This window comes from Hypericibacter adhaerens (genome assembly GCF_008728835.1).
In the GTDB taxonomy this organism is placed as follows: domain Bacteria; phylum Pseudomonadota; class Alphaproteobacteria; order Dongiales; family Dongiaceae; genus Hypericibacter; species Hypericibacter adhaerens.
In genome coordinates this window covers 4,746,042-4,762,502 of the sequence record NZ_CP042582.1, presented here as the reverse complement: position 1 = coordinate 4,762,502, position 16,461 = coordinate 4,746,042, and the positions used below count along the sequence as shown (strand labels likewise).

16 protein-coding genes are annotated in these 16,461 nt (G+C 68.7%); 7 read left to right on the top strand and 9 right to left on the bottom strand.

Going from position 1 to position 16,461, the window contains the following annotated elements; genetic code table 11:
- Nucleotide 1 precedes the first annotated feature (1 nt).
- The 4 genes from cobT to FRZ61_RS21270 form a co-directional block, all read right to left on the bottom strand.
- Nucleotides 2–1,870 carry a cobaltochelatase subunit CobT gene (gene cobT / locus FRZ61_RS21285; RefSeq protein WP_151119620.1) on the bottom strand — a complete coding sequence of 623 codons (1,869 nt, stop codon included), beginning with the start codon at nt 1,868–1,870 and terminating at the stop codon, nt 2–4.
- Nucleotides 1,871–1,892: 22 nt separating this feature from the next.
- On the bottom strand, nt 1,893–2,885 hold the full coding sequence (gene cobS, locus FRZ61_RS21280) for a cobaltochelatase subunit CobS (protein ID WP_151119619.1): 993 nt from the start codon (nt 2,883–2,885) through the stop codon (nt 1,893–1,895).
- A 50-nt stretch (nt 2,886–2,935) separates the two neighbouring features.
- A complete protein-coding gene (locus FRZ61_RS21275; protein ID WP_191909145.1) occupies nt 2,936–3,457 on the bottom strand; it encodes a J domain-containing protein in 522 nt (173 codons plus the stop codon).
- Nucleotides 3,458–3,758: 301 nt separating this feature from the next.
- Nucleotides 3,759–4,676 (bottom strand): DMT family transporter, encoded by a 918-nt coding sequence (locus tag FRZ61_RS21270; protein ID WP_225308935.1) that lies wholly within the window; start codon nt 4,674–4,676, stop codon nt 3,759–3,761.
- A gap of 192 nt (nt 4,677–4,868) precedes the next feature.
- Between FRZ61_RS21270 and FRZ61_RS21265 the strand changes: the two genes are divergently transcribed.
- Both FRZ61_RS21265 and FRZ61_RS21260 read left to right on the top strand, forming a co-directional pair.
- Nucleotides 4,869–5,156, top strand: a complete 288-nt coding sequence (locus FRZ61_RS21265; protein WP_151119617.1) for a BolA family protein — start codon at nt 4,869–4,871, stop codon at nt 5,154–5,156.
- A 260-nt stretch (nt 5,157–5,416) separates the two neighbouring features.
- Nucleotides 5,417–5,719, top strand: coding sequence for a ribbon-helix-helix domain-containing protein (locus FRZ61_RS21260; RefSeq protein ID WP_191909144.1), 303 nt, complete (start codon nt 5,417–5,419; stop codon nt 5,717–5,719).
- Nucleotides 5,720–5,737: 18 nt separating this feature from the next.
- Here FRZ61_RS21260 and FRZ61_RS21255 read toward each other — a convergent pair whose 3' ends face one another.
- The 4 genes from FRZ61_RS21255 to FRZ61_RS21240 form a co-directional block, all read right to left on the bottom strand.
- Nucleotides 5,738–6,274 (bottom strand): DUF2889 domain-containing protein, encoded by a 537-nt coding sequence (locus FRZ61_RS21255; RefSeq protein ID WP_151119615.1) that lies wholly within the window; start codon nt 6,272–6,274, stop codon nt 5,738–5,740.
- A 125-nt stretch (nt 6,275–6,399) separates the two neighbouring features.
- Nucleotides 6,400–7,707: an HlyC/CorC family transporter gene (locus FRZ61_RS21250; protein ID WP_151119614.1), complete on the bottom strand. Its 1,308-nt coding sequence runs from the start codon at nt 7,705–7,707 to the stop codon at nt 6,400–6,402.
- A gap of 44 nt (nt 7,708–7,751) precedes the next feature.
- Entirely contained in the window at nt 7,752–8,888 is a 1,137-nt protein-coding gene (gene aroB, locus FRZ61_RS21245) for a 3-dehydroquinate synthase (protein WP_151119613.1), read from the bottom strand.
- The gene (locus FRZ61_RS21240; protein ID WP_151119612.1) at nt 8,885–9,472 is read right to left on the bottom strand and encodes a shikimate kinase; all 588 of its coding nucleotides are present in this window, start codon (nt 9,470–9,472) and stop codon (nt 8,885–8,887) included. Before FRZ61_RS21240 ends, aroB begins: the two co-directional genes overlap by 4 nt.
- Before the next feature lie 264 nt (nt 9,473–9,736).
- On the opposite strand from FRZ61_RS21240, the gene FRZ61_RS26475 reads away from it, so the two are divergent.
- From FRZ61_RS26475 to FRZ61_RS21220, 5 genes are all read left to right on the top strand, one after another.
- Nucleotides 9,737–9,877: a hypothetical protein gene (locus FRZ61_RS26475; protein WP_191909143.1), complete on the top strand. Its 141-nt coding sequence runs from the start codon at nt 9,737–9,739 to the stop codon at nt 9,875–9,877.
- On the top strand, nt 9,858–11,789 hold the full coding sequence (locus tag FRZ61_RS21235) for a hypothetical protein (RefSeq protein ID WP_151119611.1): 1,932 nt from the start codon (nt 9,858–9,860) through the stop codon (nt 11,787–11,789). The genes FRZ61_RS26475 and FRZ61_RS21235 overlap by 20 nt, the downstream gene beginning before the upstream one ends.
- A 13-nt stretch (nt 11,790–11,802) precedes the next feature.
- The gene (gene xerD / locus FRZ61_RS21230) at nt 11,803–12,747 is read left to right on the top strand and encodes a site-specific tyrosine recombinase XerD (RefSeq protein ID WP_225308934.1); all 945 of its coding nucleotides are present in this window, start codon (nt 11,803–11,805) and stop codon (nt 12,745–12,747) included.
- A 77-nt stretch (nt 12,748–12,824) separates the two neighbouring features.
- Nucleotides 12,825–14,045 (top strand): DNA methyltransferase, encoded by a 1,221-nt coding sequence (locus FRZ61_RS21225; RefSeq protein ID WP_151119609.1) that lies wholly within the window; start codon nt 12,825–12,827, stop codon nt 14,043–14,045.
- Between the two features lie 201 nt (nt 14,046–14,246).
- Nucleotides 14,247–15,227 carry an HpcH/HpaI aldolase/citrate lyase family protein gene (locus FRZ61_RS21220; RefSeq protein WP_151119608.1) on the top strand — a complete coding sequence of 327 codons (981 nt, stop codon included), beginning with the start codon at nt 14,247–14,249 and terminating at the stop codon, nt 15,225–15,227.
- Between the two features lie 71 nt (nt 15,228–15,298).
- Here the strand turns inward: FRZ61_RS21220 and FRZ61_RS21215 are convergent, their stop codons facing one another.
- On the bottom strand, nt 15,299–16,453 hold the full coding sequence (locus FRZ61_RS21215) for a M24 family metallopeptidase (protein ID WP_151119607.1): 1,155 nt from the start codon (nt 16,451–16,453) through the stop codon (nt 15,299–15,301).
- Between the last annotated feature and the right edge of the window lie 8 nt (nt 16,454–16,461).

Here is a 16,461-nt window from a genome sequence, read left to right as displayed (position 1 = left end):
CTCAATGGAGGGCGGTGCGGCGCGTGCGGCCGCGCTGATTCTTCGGCTGCGCCTGGGCCTCGTCGAACAGCTCGGCCAGCTTCTCCATCATCGTGCCGCCGAGCTGCTCGGCATCGACGATGGTGACGGCGCGCCGGTAATAGCGCGTGACGTCATGGCCGATGCCGATGGCGACCAGCTCGACCGGCGAGCGCGTCTCGATCCAGTCGATCACCTCGCGCAGATGGCGCTCGAGATAGTTGCCCGGATTGACGGAGAGGGTGGAATCGTCGACCGGCGCGCCGTCCGAGATCACCATCAGGATGCGGCGCTGCTCGGGGCGCGCCAGCAGCCGCTCATGGGCCCAGAGCAGGGCTTCGCCGTCGATGTTCTCCTTGAGGATGCCCTCGCGCAGCATGAGGCCGAGGCTCTTGCGCGCGCGCCGCCAGGGCGCGTCGGCGCTCTTGTAGATGATGTGGCGCAGGTCGTTGAGCCGGCCCGGATTGGCGGGCTTGCCGCCGGCGAGCCAGCGCTCGCGCGACTGGCCGCCCTTCCACATGCGGGTGGTGAAGCCCAGCACCTCGACCTTGACGCCGCAGCGCTCGAGCGTGCGTGCCAGGATGTCGGCGCTCATGGCCGCGACCGTGATCGGCCGGCCGCGCATCGAGCCCGAATTGTCGATGAGGAGCGACACCACCGTGTCGCGGAACTCCATGTCCTTCTCGCGCTTGTAGGAGAGCGGCAGGACCGGGTTGACCACGACGCGGCTCAGTTTCGCACTGTCCAGCAGGCCTTCCTCGAGATCGAACTCCCAGGAGCGCGACTGCTGCGCCATCAGGCGGCGCTGCAGCCGGTTGGCGAGCTTGCCGACGACGGCCTGGAGATGCTGGAGCTGCTGATCGAGCAGCTGGCGCAGGCGCCCGAGCTCGTCGGGATCGCAGAGGTCGGCCGCCTCGACGATCTCGTCGTAATCGGTGCAATAGGCCTTGTAGGTGGGCTCGTTGCTGCGGTTCGAGAGATCGGACTGCGGCGGCCGGCCGGGGCGGCCCGGCGCCTCCTCCTCGGCATCGGCCATCTCGTCGGAGGAGGTCTCGGTCTCCTGCGCCTCGGCATCGTCCTGGCCGCGATCGCCGGCCTCGGTCTCCATCGCGGCCGCTTCGGATTTCTGCTGCTCGCCGCCTTCGCCCTTGGTCTGGTCGGTATCGTCGTTCTGGTCGTCCTGGTCGTTTTCCTCGGAATCCTCGGGCTGCGCGTCCTCCGGCCCCAGATCCACATCGAGATCGGACAGCATCTGGCGCGTCGCCTTGGCATAGGCGCGCTGATCGTCGGCGGCATCGGCCATCCGTGTCAGATCGCCCAGCACCTTGTCGCCCAGCACCGGCTTCCAGAGATCGACGATGCGCTTGGCGGCCTTGGGCACTGCTTGGCCGGTCATCGCCTCGCGCGCCAGGAGCCGCAGCACCTCGGAGAGCGGCGCCTGCTCGCGCTCGGTCACGCGCGCATAGCCGCGCTGCCGGCAATGCTCGTCGAGCGCCGCCGCCAGGTTGTCGGTGACGCCCGACATGTGGCGCGATCCGACCGCCTCGACGCGGGCCTGCTCGACCGCGTCGAAGATCTGGCGCCCCATCTCGGTGCGGGGCGCTTCGCGGCGGTGGGTTTCGGCGTTGTGGAGCCTGAGCTTGAGCGCGATCGCGTCGGCCTCGCCGCGGACCTGGGCGACCTCGGTCTTGGGCAGGTCGCGCGCCGGCAAAGGCAGGCGTGCCTCGTTGCCCGCGAGCCCGTGCTGGCCGGGCGCGAAGGTCACGTTGAGCTCGGTCTTGTGCGCGATCGCGCGCATCGCGGCGGCGGTCACGCGCCGGAAGGCCTCGACTGCGCTCTCGTTCTGGGCCATGGGCGGGCGGGCGCCGACGCGATCAGACGAGCTGGGTCTTGCCGGTCTGCTTCAGCTCGGTGCCGAAGCAGCGCTGGTAGTACTCGGCCACCGTCGCGCGCTCGATCTCGTCGCACTTGTTGAGGAACGTCACCTTGAAGGCGAAGGCGACGTCGTTGAAGATCCGCGCGTTCTCCGCCCAGGTGATCACCGTGCGCGGCGACATGACGGTCGAGATGTCGCCGGCGATGAAGCCGGAGCGAGTGAGATCCGCCAGCGCCACCATGGCCGAGATGGTCTTGCGGCCCTGGTCGTTGTCGTAGGTCGGCGCCTTGGCGAGGACGATGTTCACCTCGTCGTCGTGCGGCAGATAGTTCAGCACGGTGACGATGTTCCAGCGGTCCATCTGGCCCTGGTTGATCTGCTGCGTGCCGTGATAGAGCCCCGAGGTGTCGCCGAGGCCGATGGTGTTGGCGGTCGCGAACAGCCGGAAGGCCGGATGCGGACGGAGCACCTTGTTCTGGTCGAGCAGCGTCAGCTTGCCCTCGACCTCGAGCACGCGCTGGATCACGAACATCACGTCGGGGCGGCCCGCGTCATACTCGTCGAACACGAGCGCCGTCGGGTGCTGCAGCGCCCAGGGCAGGAGACCTTCGCGATACTCGGTCACCTGCTTGCCTTCGCGCAGCACGATGGCGTCCTTGCCGATCAGGTCGATGCGGCTGATATGGCTGTCGAGATTGACGCGGATGCAGGGCCAGTTGAGGCGCGCCGCGACCTGCTCGATATGGGTCGACTTGCCGGTGCCGTGATAGCCCTGGATCAGGACGCGTCGGTTGTAGGCGAAGCCAGCCAGGATCGCGAGCGTGGTGTCGTGATCGAAGCGATAGGCTTCGTCCACGTCCGGCACGTGCTCGGAGGGCTGGCTGAAGGCCGGCACCTGCATGTCCGATTCCAGACCGAAGGTCTGCTGGACAGAAATGGTGATGTCGGGCAATTGCGGGCGCCCGTTGGTCGTCGTGCTTTCGGTTGCCATTCGTCTCTTTCCGCAGATCACCAAGCGGGCGGAGAACCCGCTGCTTTTCGTCAGAACAGCGCGCTGTGCTTGAGCGTGCTGTAGGCCTGATTGACGAGCTTCAAGCGCTCTTCGGCCGTTTTGTCGCCGCCATTAGCGTCGGGGTGAAGCTGCTTGGCAAGTCCCTTGTAGCGGGCCTTGATCTCGTCCCAGGTGACGCCGGGCTTGAGCTCCAGGACCCGCAGCGCCTGCTGCTCGGCGACGCCAAGCTTGGGTCCGTGGCTGCGTGCCTCGCTCGCCGGCTCGTTTCCCTCGTCCAGGCCCATGGCGCGCCGGAAAGCGGCGGCCACGTCCGGCTGGGGAGGTATGCGCCAGCCGCCGAGCGGCCATGTCGGGCGGTCCCAGACCGTGTCGCGCCGGATCTGCCGCTCGATATCCTCGGTGCCCATCCCCTCGAAATAGTTCCAGGCCTTGTTGTAGGCCCGCACATGCTCGAGGCAGAAATTGAAGTAGTCGTTGAGCCGGTCCCGCGACTTCGGCGCCCGGTAGAGGCCGGGCTCGGCGCAATCCATATGATCGCAACGCGGTGCCACGGGTTCCGTGGCCGCCTCATCCTCCCATTGGAACATGATCTTAGGTCTTGGCATCAGCAGAGTATGGGCAGGCCTCGCCAGCCTTGCAAGCCGACCCCCTTCCCGCGTCCCGGCGCCGGTTCCGGACAACCCTGGCCCCGGCGTCATGAGGCGCCCCGGAGGATTGCCACGACGTTAAGCGCGGATTGTTGCGATGACATTATGCACGGGACGAAACGGATATGGTGATGCGCGGCGGTGCAATCCAGATCGGCACGCCCGCTTGTCGCATGACGCGGGGCCGGCAGCGCCGCCTCGCCGGCTATGCGGGTTGCTTGCGGCGCGTCTCGACCAGAACGAGACCGATCAGGATCAGGACGAACCCGCCGAGAAGCGAGGCGTCGGGACGTTCGCCGAGCGCCAGGGCCGAGCTCGCCAGGCCCATGGCCGGCACGGTCAGGAAGGCGAGCGACGCCGTCAGCGCCGGCAGCCGGCGGGTGACGACGACCGCCGCCCAATAGCAGAAGGCGGAGGCGACCGGCCCGTTATAGGCCAGCACCAGCAGGCTGCCGGGATTCCAGTCGATGACGGCGGGGCCGCCTTCGGTCAGCGCCGCGACCGCCAGCAAGGGAACGGCACCGACCAGGAGCTGCCAGGGCGCGAGAGCCAGAGCCGAACCCTGCCAGCGGCGGCCGCGGATATGGAGAATGGTGAAGCTCCAGAGCAGCGCGCCGCCCAAAAGGTACGCATTGCCGAGAAGGGCCGGCCGGTCCGACCAGTCGAAGCTTCCCGGCTGGAACAGGACGAGCAGCCCCACCAGCCCCAGCGCGAGCCCCGCCAGCTTGCGCCCGCTCAGCTTTTCGCCCAGCAGCAGCGCGGCGCCCGGCGCCACCCAGAGCGGCGTCGTATAACAAAGGACCGCGGAACGGCCGGCGGGCACATGGAGGAGCCCGGTATTCACCAGCGCCAGGAAGCCCGCCATCTGCAGCAGGCCGACGCTGGCGATCAGCGGCCAGTCGCCGCGCGCCGGCAGGGCGAGCTGTCCGCGCGCGCCCAGCAGCAGGAACAGCGAGGCCGAGCCCAGCAGCAACCGGAGCCCGCCGAACCAGAAAGGCGGGATCGAGCTCAGCCCCACCTTCATGATCGGCCAGTTGATGCCCCACAGCAGGACGATGGCGCCCAGGAGCAGGAAGGCGCCGCGGCGATCGTGATGCTCGCTGACGGAAGTGCTGACGGTCACGGGGGGACAGAGGGTCTTTCCGGGATTTCGGAATCGGGTGGGCCGAGGCGCCGGTCCGGGCGCGGAGGGTTGATTCGCTCGGCCCCCGAGGGTAAAGCCGCCCTGACCGAAAGCACAGGTCGTTCGCTAACCCGGCGGCAAGATCCCGAAGCCGGGCGGCGACCTCTTCATCAGACAGGAAATCCCGGGCCGATGGACAAGCCGGTGGCACAGGCGATCGAAACCAAGCTGCGGCAGGCGCTGAGCCCGACGCATCTGTCCATCATCGACGAGTCCGGGCTTCACGCCGGCCATGCCGGGGCCAGGGCGGGGGGCGAGAGCCATTTCCGCGTCGAAGTCGAATCGGCCGCCTTCGCCGGGCTGTCGCGCGTCGAGCGGCAAAGGCGGGTGCATGCGGTTCTTGCCGCCGAGTTGGCTGGACCGGTCCATGCGCTGTCGCTTCGCCTGACAGCGCCCGGGGAACACCGTACGGCCGGGTAGGCCCGGCGCGCCGGAGGCTGACGGCGGTTTTTAATTAACTGACCATTCAGTATCGGCCGCGACACCGGCGTGTCAGGGGCGCATGCCCGCGGCATGACTCGCCATCGCGCGCGTCGCTCGCCGTGTCCGGCATCGCGATTCAATTCTCATACGAAAGGAGCATTTGCGGCTCGACAACCATGACAAGAATCCGTTTGGACCGTCCGTCGCTGGGTTGTAGATTGCCGAACGGGGCTTCAACACAATCAAAAAACACAACCATGACAATCGATTTGTCGCGACGGCGGCCGCAGGTACGCAACATCAAGCTTGCGGGCCGTCGCACCAGCTTGCGACTGGAACCTGAATTCTGGGATGCGCTCGACGAGATCGTCACGCGGGAGCATTCGACCTTGAATGCGTTGTGCGAGCGGATCAAAGGCCGCCGCAGCGCCGCCAACCTGACCGCGGCCGTGCGGCTCTATGTGCTGCGCTATTTCCGCACTGCGGCCACGGAATCCGGCCACCGCGGCGCGGGACATGGGCGGAACTCGGCCCGCGGCTCGCGCGCGGTCGCGCTCTGAAGCCGGCTGCCAGCCTTCCTACTGGCCGCGATAGAACTGCGGATAGAAGCGCTTGACCACCTCGCTGTCGGCGGCGAAGGCGTGGCAGGTGTTGATCGGCGGCGGCGATTTCTCGCCGGCGCTGCGCTTGCGGCGCCAGTACATCGTTTGATAGGCCACCGTACCCATCGAGCCCATCATCTCGACAATATGGGTACAGCCCTTGACGCCGCCGAGCAGCTCCTTCACGCGCCGGTGCCATCCCGGCTTGATCCGCTCGCCCTTCATCACCTGGAAGTCGGGGACGATGTCCGGGCAGATCCGATAGGGACCCGCATCGCTCGAGACCTCGATCGCGGCGACGGTCAGCTCGTCGTCGAGCGTCAGGCGCACGCTCATATCGTGGATCGGCTCGCCCGGCTTGATCTCGCCGCGAAACTCGTTGGCGAAGCCGTAGGTCTTCGTGTCGGTGATGCGCCCCTCGATGTCCCACAGCCCGTCCTCGCGCTCATAGCCGCAGAACTCGTAGCGGCGGGTATGGAGATGCTTGCGGGGAGCGGGAGCGGACAACGGCATGACGATCGTTCCTGGGGGCCTGAAGGAAAGCGGGAAGGGCTCGGGCGCCCGCGCCTCTCGCCCCGAACGCTAGCGGCCGGCCGAGGGCAGGGTCAAATGCCGGAAGCGACAGGCAGCGCTGCGACCTACGCGTTGGCCGCTTCCGCGGGCACCTCGGTCGCGGGCGCCAGGGGACGGATCCGCAGCCGCTTGATCCGGTTGCGCTGGCGCTCCAGCACCTCGAAGCGGCAGCCATGGAACATGAAGACCTGGCCGACCTCGGGGATGCGCCGCGCCTCGTGCAGCACGAGGCCGGCGATGGTGGAGGCGTCCTCGTCCGGCAGCTTCCAGCCGAGCTGGCGGTTGAGGTCGCGGATCGTCACCTGGCCCTCGACCTCGATGCTGCCGTCCGGCGTCTTGCGCAGGCCGCGGACCCGGATGTCGTGCTCGTCGTCGATCTCGCCGACGATCTCCTCGAGGATGTCCTCGAGCGTGACGATCCCGAGCAGCGCGCCATACTCGTCGACCACGAGCGCGAAATGCTCGCGCCGCTCGCGGAAGGCGCGCAGCTGCGCCAGGAGCGTCGTGGTGCTGGGGATGAACCAGGGCTTGGCGGCGATGGCGCGCACATCGACCTTGTCCGAGGCCTGCTGCTCGGCACGCACCGCGCGCAGCAGCGCCTTGGCATGGAGCACGCCGACGATGTTGTCGGGATTGCCCTGATAGATCGGGATGCGGGTATGCGGGCTCGCCAGCACCTGCGCCACCGTCTCGGCGGGCGGCTGGTCGGCATCGATCATAGTGACGTTGCGGCGATGGACCATGATGTCGAGCACCATCACCTGGCCCAGATCGAGGATCGAATGCATCATGGCGCCGGCTTCCTGAAGCTCGGTCGCCGTCTCGGTCCGCTGCGCCGCCTCGGTATGGAGATCGATCGCACCGCGCAGCTCTTCCTCGGTCTGGTCGCGGCCCAGCTCCGTCACCAGCCGCGCGCCGAACAGCCGCATCGTGCCGCGCACCACCCAGCCGATCAGCGTCGTTACCGGTGTCGCGACGGCGACGAAGATCCGCATCGGCGGCGCCACGCCGAGTGCCGTCCGATCGGGATTGTTGATGGCGATCGTCTTGGGCAGCACCTCGCCGAACAGCACCACCAGCACGGTCATGCCGGCCGTGGCGTAGATCACGCCGTGCTCGCCGAACATCTCGATCAGCACGCTGGTGGCGAGCGCCGAGGCGGTGATGTTGACGAGATTGTTGCCGAGCAGGAGGGCGGCGATCACCTGCTCCATGCGGGTACGCAGCTCGTTGACGATCAGGGCCCGGCGGTTGTTCTCCTGCGCCAGCGCATGCATGCGCGGGCGCGAGGCCGCGGTCAGCGCGGTCTCGGCCCCGGCGAAGAAGGCCGAGCAGCAGAGCAGGAAGAGAATGGCCAGGATGGCGCCGAACATGAGGGCCCTTGTGTCCCTTTTTCCGCCCGGGGGCGGTCCCCTCTCTAGGCGGCCAAGGATCGCGCCAGGAGCGCTTCGAGCTGGGCGGGCTCCACCTCGCGCGAGACGAAGGCCCGGCCGATGCCCCGCGCCAGTACGAAGGTCAGGCGCCCGTCCTTCACCTTCTTGTCCTGCTGCATGTGATGGATCAGGCGATCGGCGTCGAAATCGCGGCCGATGGCGGCGGGCGAGGTCGGCAGCCCCACGGCCGCCAGGTGGCGCACCAGCCGGGCCGTGTCCTCGGGAGGAGAAAGACCCAGCATCGCCGACAGCTCGAATGCCATCACCATGCCGATCGCGACCGCCTCGCCATGCAGCAGCTCGTCCGTGTAGCCGCACTCGGCCTCGAGCGCATGGCCGAAGGTATGGCCCAGATTGAGGAGCGCGCGCTGGTCGGCCTCGCGCTCGTCGGCCGCGACCACCGCGGCCTTGGCGGCGCAGCTCGTCATGACCGCCTGCCGGCGTGCGGCGGTGTCGCCTTCGACCAGGTCGGCGCCATGGGTCTCGAGCCAGGAGAAGAAGGCCGGGTCGTTGATGAGCCCGTATTTCACCACCTCGGCATAGCCCGCCAGGAGCTCGCGTCGCGGCAGGCTGTCGAGCGCGTCGATATCGGCCAGCACCAGGCGCGGCTGGTAGAAGCTGCCGACCAGGTTCTTGCCCTGGGCGGTGTTGATGCCGGTCTTGCCGCCGACCGAGCTGTCCACCTGGGCCAGCAGCGTGGTCGGGATCTGGATGAAGTCGACGCCGCGCAGCACGATGCTGGCGGCGAAACCGGTGATGTCGCCGATCACGCCGCCGCCCAGCGCCAGGATCATCTGGTTGCGCTCGATGCGCGCCTCCAGCAGGCGACTGCAGAGCTCCTCCAGGTGGCGGAAATCCTTGGTCGCCTCGCCCGGCGGCAGAACGATGGAATCCTGCCGGATGCCGGCAGCCTCGAGGCTGTGCACCAGCTCCTCGAGATAGAGCCGGCCCACGGTCGCGTCGGTCACGATCAGCACGCGCCGGTTCTTCAGGAGCGGCAGGACCAGGCTGCCGGCGCGCGCGATCAGCCCGCCGCCGACCAGGATCTCGTAGCGGCGCGACCCGAGATCGACGGCAAGGCGGCCGATCTCCGTCGCCGGGCCGGAAGCCGTGACGTTCATGACGAGGCGGCCCGGCGCTCGGCCCCGGCCGCCGCGTCCTTGGCCAGGGCGGGGGGCTGGTAGGCGGCGAGGGCCGCGAGGACGCGCTCGAGCGTCAGATCGGGGGGGCCGTCCTGGCTGTCCACCGTCAGGTCCGCCTCCGCATAGAAGGGATGGCGCATCTCCATCAGCTCCGCGAGCTTGGCGCGCGGGTCGTCCACCTGCAGCAGCGGCCGGTCGCCGCGCCGGCCGGTGCGGCGCACCAGGAGATCGAGATCGGCGCGCAGCCAGATCGAGATCGCCTTCCCATGGACCGCGGCCCGGGTGCGGGGGTCCATGAAAGCGCCGCCGCCGGTCGCCAGCACGAAGGGCGGGCTCTCCAGGAGTCGCAGGATCACGCGCCGCTCCCCGTCGCGGAAGGCCTGCTCGCCATGGCGGGCGAAGATCTCGGGGATGCTGCAGCCGGCCGCCTGCTCGATCTCGCGATCGGCATCGACGAAGGGCAGGCGCAGGCGCTGCGCCAGCCGCCGTCCGATGCAGCTCTTGCCGGCGCCCATGAGCCCTACGAGCACCACCGGCCGATCGACCGTGATCTCGTCGCTCATTGCCCGCCCGCCCGCGGCACAATAGAATCGCCAGTGCCCGGCCTTTGTAACCGCCGCAGTTTCGCCATAGTCGGACCCTATCACAAAACCCCATTCCTGTCGCAATCCCGCCCCGGCTGGGCGTTCTGGGGGTGGGCAGACCCCGAATCCGCGGCCTTTCGCCCGAGCGGGTTCAAGCGGCCCGTCCGGCGTAAGATCCCGATACCGCTTGAGGCTCCTGGTTTCCACCCGCCGGTTCAGGTCATGCGTTGAGGATACCCGCCGATGAAAAGACTTCTCGCCATCTTCGTCGCTCTCGTGATCGTCGGCGTCATCGGCGCCGCCGTCGTGCTCGGCAGCATCGACCTGCCCGCGCCAACCCAGCATATGGAAGTGCCCGTCTCGAATGATCGCCTGGCGCAGTAGCTTCTCGCTCTGCGGCCTCGCTGCGGCCGCTCTGCTGGTCGGATCGAGTTGGGGCGTTACGGGCGCCCTCGCCGATTCGAGCGGCCAGCCCCTGCAATTGCTCCCGCCCACCGTGACGCCGGCGGCGGCAAGCGCGCCTGACAGCGCGGTCTCGCCGCCTTCCTCGGATGCGGCGCCGGCGGCGGAGACGGTGGCGCCGACGGCACCGAGCGTCGAGACGCCGACGGCGACGGCGCCCACCGCGCCCACCAGCACGGCGCCGACCGTGCCCGGTCCCAGCGAGCCCACGGTCGCGGGCCCCGCGGCTCCCGACGCGCCCACGGCGCCGTCGGGCATCCAGGTCCAGGAGATCGGCAGCGCCAACAGCTATGCCGGCACGCTCGAGCCCGCCGATGGCGGCTTCGGCTACGACATGTGGAAGGGCACCTCGGCGCATGACGTCGAGACGCTCCTGCCGCGCATTCCCCTGCCCGGGCCGTCGCCTTCCCTGCGCGCGCTCGCGCGGCGCCTGCTTCTCTCCAACGCCGAGCCGCCCACCGGCCAGACCGATCGCGACCTGCTGCCGATCCGTGCCGAGCAGCTCGCGCGGCTGGGCAATCTCGCCGACATGGAGGCTTTTCTCGCGGTCGTCCCGACCGGCAGCAAGGACCCGTCGCTCGCCGCCTTCCGGCGCGAGGTGCTGTGGCTCAAGGGCGATGTCGACAGCGCCTGCGCGCAGGTCTCGGCCGATCTCTCGGTGATGCCGAGCGACGTCGAGCTCAACCGCCAGCAGCTTCTCTGCCGGGCCGCGAACGGCCAAAGCAAGGAAGCGCAGCTCGGCATCGACATGCTGCGCGAGCAGGGCCAGTCCGATCCCAAGCTGGTGGCGATGGTGGATGCGCTGGGCGGCGTGAAAGGCGCAACGCTGCCCGACGATGTACCGCCCTCGCCGATGCTCTATGCGCTGGCCAAGAAGGCCGGGCTGGCGGTGCCCCCGGCCTGGGCCTCTTCGGGAACCCCGGCGCTGCAGGCGCGCCTCGCGGGCGACGACAGTCTCGACGCGGTGACGCGGATCACGGCGGGCGAGGCGGCCTTCGCGGCCGGCGCGATGCCGATCGATCCGCTGGCGGGGCTCTATGGCAGCCAGGACGTCACCCCGGCCCAGATCGACGCGCTGCTGGCGGCCGATGACAAGGATGATGGCCCCATGGGCCATGCGCAGCTCTATGAAGGCGTGCTGCGCACGGAGCCCGCGATCCGCCGCGCCCAGATCCTGCATCGCGCGCTCGAGATGGCGCGGCGTTTCGGCGGCTATCCCGCCGCGGTCGCGGCCAACCAGACCTCGCTCCTGAAGCTGGAGCCGGCGCCGGAGCTGGCTTGGTTCTCGGTCGATGCCGGCCGCGCCTTCTACTATATGGGCCGCTATGAGCGGGCCCAGGCCTGGCTCAACATCGCGCGCAACCGCGCCGAGGCCGATACCCAGGCCCGCGAGGCGGTGCCGACGCTGGCGCTCTTCGCCCAGATCGCGGGCGCGGGCCAGCCGCTGACCTGGGCGCCCGACGCCGTCGAGCAGTGGCGCGATGCCCAGGCCAAGGCGGGCGATCCCGATCCGGCGCTCCGGGCCGCGCGGCTCTTCGCGATCCTGGCGGCGCAGGGCGAACCCGTGGGCGATCAATGGCGCCAGATGGCCGAAAGCGCCCAGCCTTCCTCGGGCCTGCCCGACACCACCTTGCTCAGCCGGCTCGATGCGGCTTCCGCCGCCGGCCGGCGCGGCGAGATCGTGCTGCTGTCTCTGGTTCTCATGGGGCCGACGGGCCCGGCGGACGCGCATCCGCTCGTGGTCAACCGCGTCCTGTCGGCCCTTTATGCCAACGGTCTGCAAAGCGAGGCGCGGGCCATTGCCTTCGAAACCGTCATCGCCAACGGCATTTGACCGGCGTCGAGGTTTGCGCAAGCCGGAGCCGCCCCTGACCAAGGAGCTCGAGGCCTTCCTCGAGATGATGGCGGCCGAGCGCAACGCCGCGCTCAACACGCGCATGGCCTATGCGCGCGACCTGCATGATTTCCAGATCTTCGCCGCGCGCCGCCAGTCGAGCCTCGCCGCGGCCGATGCCGATTCCATCCGCGCCTATCTGGCCCAGCTCGACGGCGCCGGCATGGCACCGCGGACGGCCGCGCGCCGGCTCTCGGCCCTGCGCCAGTTCTACCGCTTCCTCGCCGCCGAAGGCTGGCGCAAGGACGATCCGACGGTCGCGATCGACGCGCCCAAGCTCGGCCGTCCGCTGCCCAAGGTGCTGAGCGAGGAAGAGGTGACGCGGCTGATCGAGGCGGCGCTCAAGCTGCCGGGGGCCGAAGGCGCCCGGCTGGTGACGATCGCCGAGCTGCTCTATGCGACGGGCTTGCGGGTGAGCGAGCTGGTGAGCCTGCCGCTCGCCGCCGTGACGCGCGAGCAGCGCGTGCTGCTGGTGCGCGGCAAGGGCGGCAAGGAGCGGATGGTGCCCTTGAGCGAGCCGGCGCTCGACGCGCTGAAGACCTATCTCGAACGGAGGCACGAGTTCCTGCAGGGGCCGCCGGACCGTCCCGCCCCGTCGCCCTGGCTCTTTGCCTCGCGTGGCAAGTCGGGCCATCTGACGCGGGTGCGCGTGGCGCAGCTCCTGAAGGATCTGGCCGTCAAGGCCGGCATCGATCCCAAGCGGGTCTCGCCCCATGTGCTGCGCCATGCCTTCGCCAGCCACCTCCTGGGCCACGGCGCCGACCTGCGCAGCCTGCAGAAGCTCCTCGGCCATGCCGACATCTCGACCACGCAGATCTACACTCATGTCGCCGGCGAGCGAAGGCAGGCGCTGGTGCGCGACCATCACCCGCTGTCGAAGGCGCGCAAGCGGGGCTGAGGCGGGCCTCGCTCCATCGCGATGCGCTATGCTGCGGATCGCGACTCGGCATCGTCATGCCGGGCGGATGGGGCTCGATGGCGACATCCCAGCTGAAGCGGTTCGATGCGGACGAGAGCCCGGGCTCCGTGCTGGAGCGGTTTCGCCGCTTCAGTTTCACCGGCGCGCCGACGGTGGTCGAGGAGCGGGAGGGCGTGCCCTTCCTCTTCAACGAGTTCTGGACCGCCCGCCAGCGCCAGGCCCATCGCATCCACGAGATCAGCTATCGGGCCTGCTTCAAGCCGCAGCTGCCGGCGTTTTTCATCGAGGCCCTGACCGAGCCCGGCGACGCGGTCCACGATCCCTTCATGGGCCGCGGCACGACCCCCATCCAGGCGGCATTGATGGGACGCCGGCCGGTCGGCGCCGACATCAATCCCCTGAGCGTCCTGCTGACGCGGCCCCGGCTTTCGCCGCCGCTGCTCGCCGCCATCGAGCGGCGCTTGACGGAAATTGATTGGCAAGACGGCGAGCGGCCGGATCTCGATCTCGCGGTCTTCTATCACCCGGAGACTCTGATCGAGCTGACCGCGCTGCGCCGCTGGCTGCTCGAGCGCCAGGCGGCCGACGCGATCGATCCGGTCGACGACTGGATCCGGATGATCGCGCTCAACCGCCTGACCGGGCATTCCTCGGGATTCTTCTCGGTCTATACCCTGCCGCCGAACCAGGCGGTCTCGATCGAAGCGCAGCGGAAGATCAACCGGGCCCGCGGCCAGACGCCGCCCCGCCGCAGCGTGCCCGCGATCATCCTGAAGAAGTCCCGCACGCTGCTCGGCGATCCGGTCCCCTATGCCCGGGCCCCCTCCGAATTGATGGCGGCGCCGGCCGAGGCCACGCCCGCCATCGCGGACGGCTCGATCCGGCTGGTCGTCACCTCGCCGCCTTTCCTCGATGTCGTCCAGTACGATGCCGACAACTGGCTGCGCTGCTGGTTCGCCGGCATCGAGCCGGCCGGCGTCCCGATCGCCATGCACCGCGATCCCGAGGCGTGGACAGGCTTTGTCCGCGGGGTGATGCGCGAGCTGGTCCGGGTTCTCGCGCCCGGCGGCCATATCGCCTTCGAGGTCGGCGAGGTCCGTGGCGGCAAGATCGAGCTGGAGAGGCTCGTGCTCGCCGCCGCCGCGGGCCTGACGCTGGTGCCGGTTTGCGTGCTGATCAACGCCCAGTCCTTCACCAAGACGGCGAATTGCTGGGGCGTCAGCAACAACCGGAAGGGGACCAACACCAACCGGATCGTCCTGCTGCAGAAGCGCTGAGGCCGGGACCGGTTTGTCGACAATCGGTCGCCGCGGCACCGGGGGTTTCAGACCGTCCCGTCAGGATCGGGCCCGCGATTTGACCCGGCGCGTGCCCATGGTTGTTTCCATCCAACGACAGCCGCCAGAGGCTGGCTTTAGCGCGCGGGCGCATTATGATTGGCGCCCTTTTCGGCCACCCTATTCCCAGGAGCCAGGACCATGACTTTCAAGACCGTCGAGCAGGCGCCGGCCCGTCTCAACCGCAGCGAGCTGGCCGTGCCCGGCTCCCAGCCGCAGCTCTTCGAGAAGGCCGCGAAGTCCGCGGCCGACGTGGTGTTCCTCGATCTCGAGGACGCGGTGGCGCCCGACGACAAGGTCCAGGCCCGCAAGAACGTGATCCAGGCGCTGCGCGACATCGACTGGGGCACCAAGACGGTTTCGGTGCGCATCAACGGCCTCGACACGCATTACATGTATCGCGACGTGGTCGACGTGATCGAGCAGGGCGGCGAGCGGCTCGACCTGATCATGATCCCCAAGATCGGCACGCCCTCGGACGTCTATGCCCTCGACATGCTGGTGAGCCAGTGCGAGGCGGCCGTCGGCCGCAAGAAGCGGATCGGATTCGAGCTCATCATCGAGATCGCGCTCGGCATGCAGAACATCAACGAGATCGCCGGCGCCTCGAAGCGACTGGAGTCGCTCCATTTCGGCGTGGCCGACTATGCGGCCTCGACCCGCGCGCGCACCACCGTCATCGGCGGGCCCAACAAGATGTATGGCGTGCTCACCGACAAGGAAGGCGACAAACCCCGCGACTTCCATTGGGGCGACATGTGGCATTACGCGATCGCCCGCATGGTGGTGGCGGCGCGCGCCAACGGCCTGCGGCCGCTCGACGGTCCCTTCGGCGATTTCTCCGATGCCGACGGCTTCAAGGCCCAGGCCTATCGCGCGGCGGTCTTGGGCTGCGAGGGCAAATGGGCGATCCATCCCTCGCAGATCGCGCTCGCCAACGAGGTCTACAGCCCCTCCGAGGCCGAGGTGAAGCGCGCCCAGCGCATCCTCGAGGCGATGGCCCAGGCCCAGCGCGAGGGCAAGGGCGCCGTCGCTCTCGACGGCCGCCTCATCGACATCGCCTCGATCCGCCAGGCCGAGGTGCTGGTCGCGAAGGCGAAGCAGGTGGCAGGCGCGAAGTGAGAGCGAGCGACTGATCCATCGCCTCCCTCCCCTTTCAGGGGGAGGGGATGGTTTCCTCCGCCGCGCTCGTCCTACCCGATCACCTTCAGGCTTTTCGGATAGGGCGTGAGATAGTCGAAGCCCGTCTCGGTGACGACGATGGAATCGCCGACACGCGCGCCATAGTGGCCGACGACGGTGAGGCCGCCATCGACGGCGAAGGTCATGCCGGGCTTGAGGGCCGTCTTGTCGCCGCGTTTCAGCTCGGGACGCTCGAGGATCGAGGTGCCCACGCCGCGGCCGGTGCGGTAGGTCGGCGCGAAGCCCGCTTCCTGATAGACCGCATCGGCGATCGCATGGACATCCTCGGCGATGACGCCGGGCCGGATGGCCGCCAGCGCCGCCGCCTGCGCCTTGAGGGCGACTTCATAGAGGCGCGCCTGCTCGTCGGTGACCGAGCCCACGAAAAACTCGCGATCGAAGCCCAGCACGTAATTCTTGAACTTCGCGATCTCGCAGAAGCAAAGATAGATCGGATCGCCCTTCTTGAGCCGGCGCACGGTCGAGCGGCGATGGACCATGCAGGTATCCTCGCCCGACTGCAGGATCTGCAGATTGTGGATCATGGGCGTGTCGAAGGGTGCATCGGCGGGCAGGAGCTCGGCCGCCTTGCGCGTGCCGCCTTCGATGATGGCGAGCGCCACCTCGTATTCGGGCACGCCGACGCCGATCGCCTTCTCCGCCGCCGCCGCCATGGCTGTCGCCACCTTGCCGGTGTCGCGCATGATCTGCAGCTCCTCCGCATCCTTGATCATGCGCATCGCGTCGAGGATGGGGTTGAGGTCGACCTTCTCGACTTTCGGCCATTCCTCCTGCAGGAAGCCGGCGATCACGCCCGGGATCTTGAAGGCGTCGATAGCGATCCGCCTGGCCTTGTCCTTGGCCACGGCCTCCCGCAGCGGTCCGCGCCACTCGCCTTTGACGCCGTCCATCCAGTCGCGGATGTCCGGCACGGCACTCATGCGCTGCGCCATCTCGAGCTCGAGGATCGGCGTGATGACCTGCGGCGGGCCGCCGGCCGGGATCCAGAGCAGCGTCGGCCGGCCGGCGGCCATCAGCCCCGAGTACCCCCAGAAGCCCGACAGATAGAAGATCGCGTCCGGGTCGGAGATCAGCGCCGCATCCAGGCGCTGCTCCGCAAGCCTTTGCTGAAGATGGGAGATCCGGCGCAGATAGGAATTCGACATCGGGATTG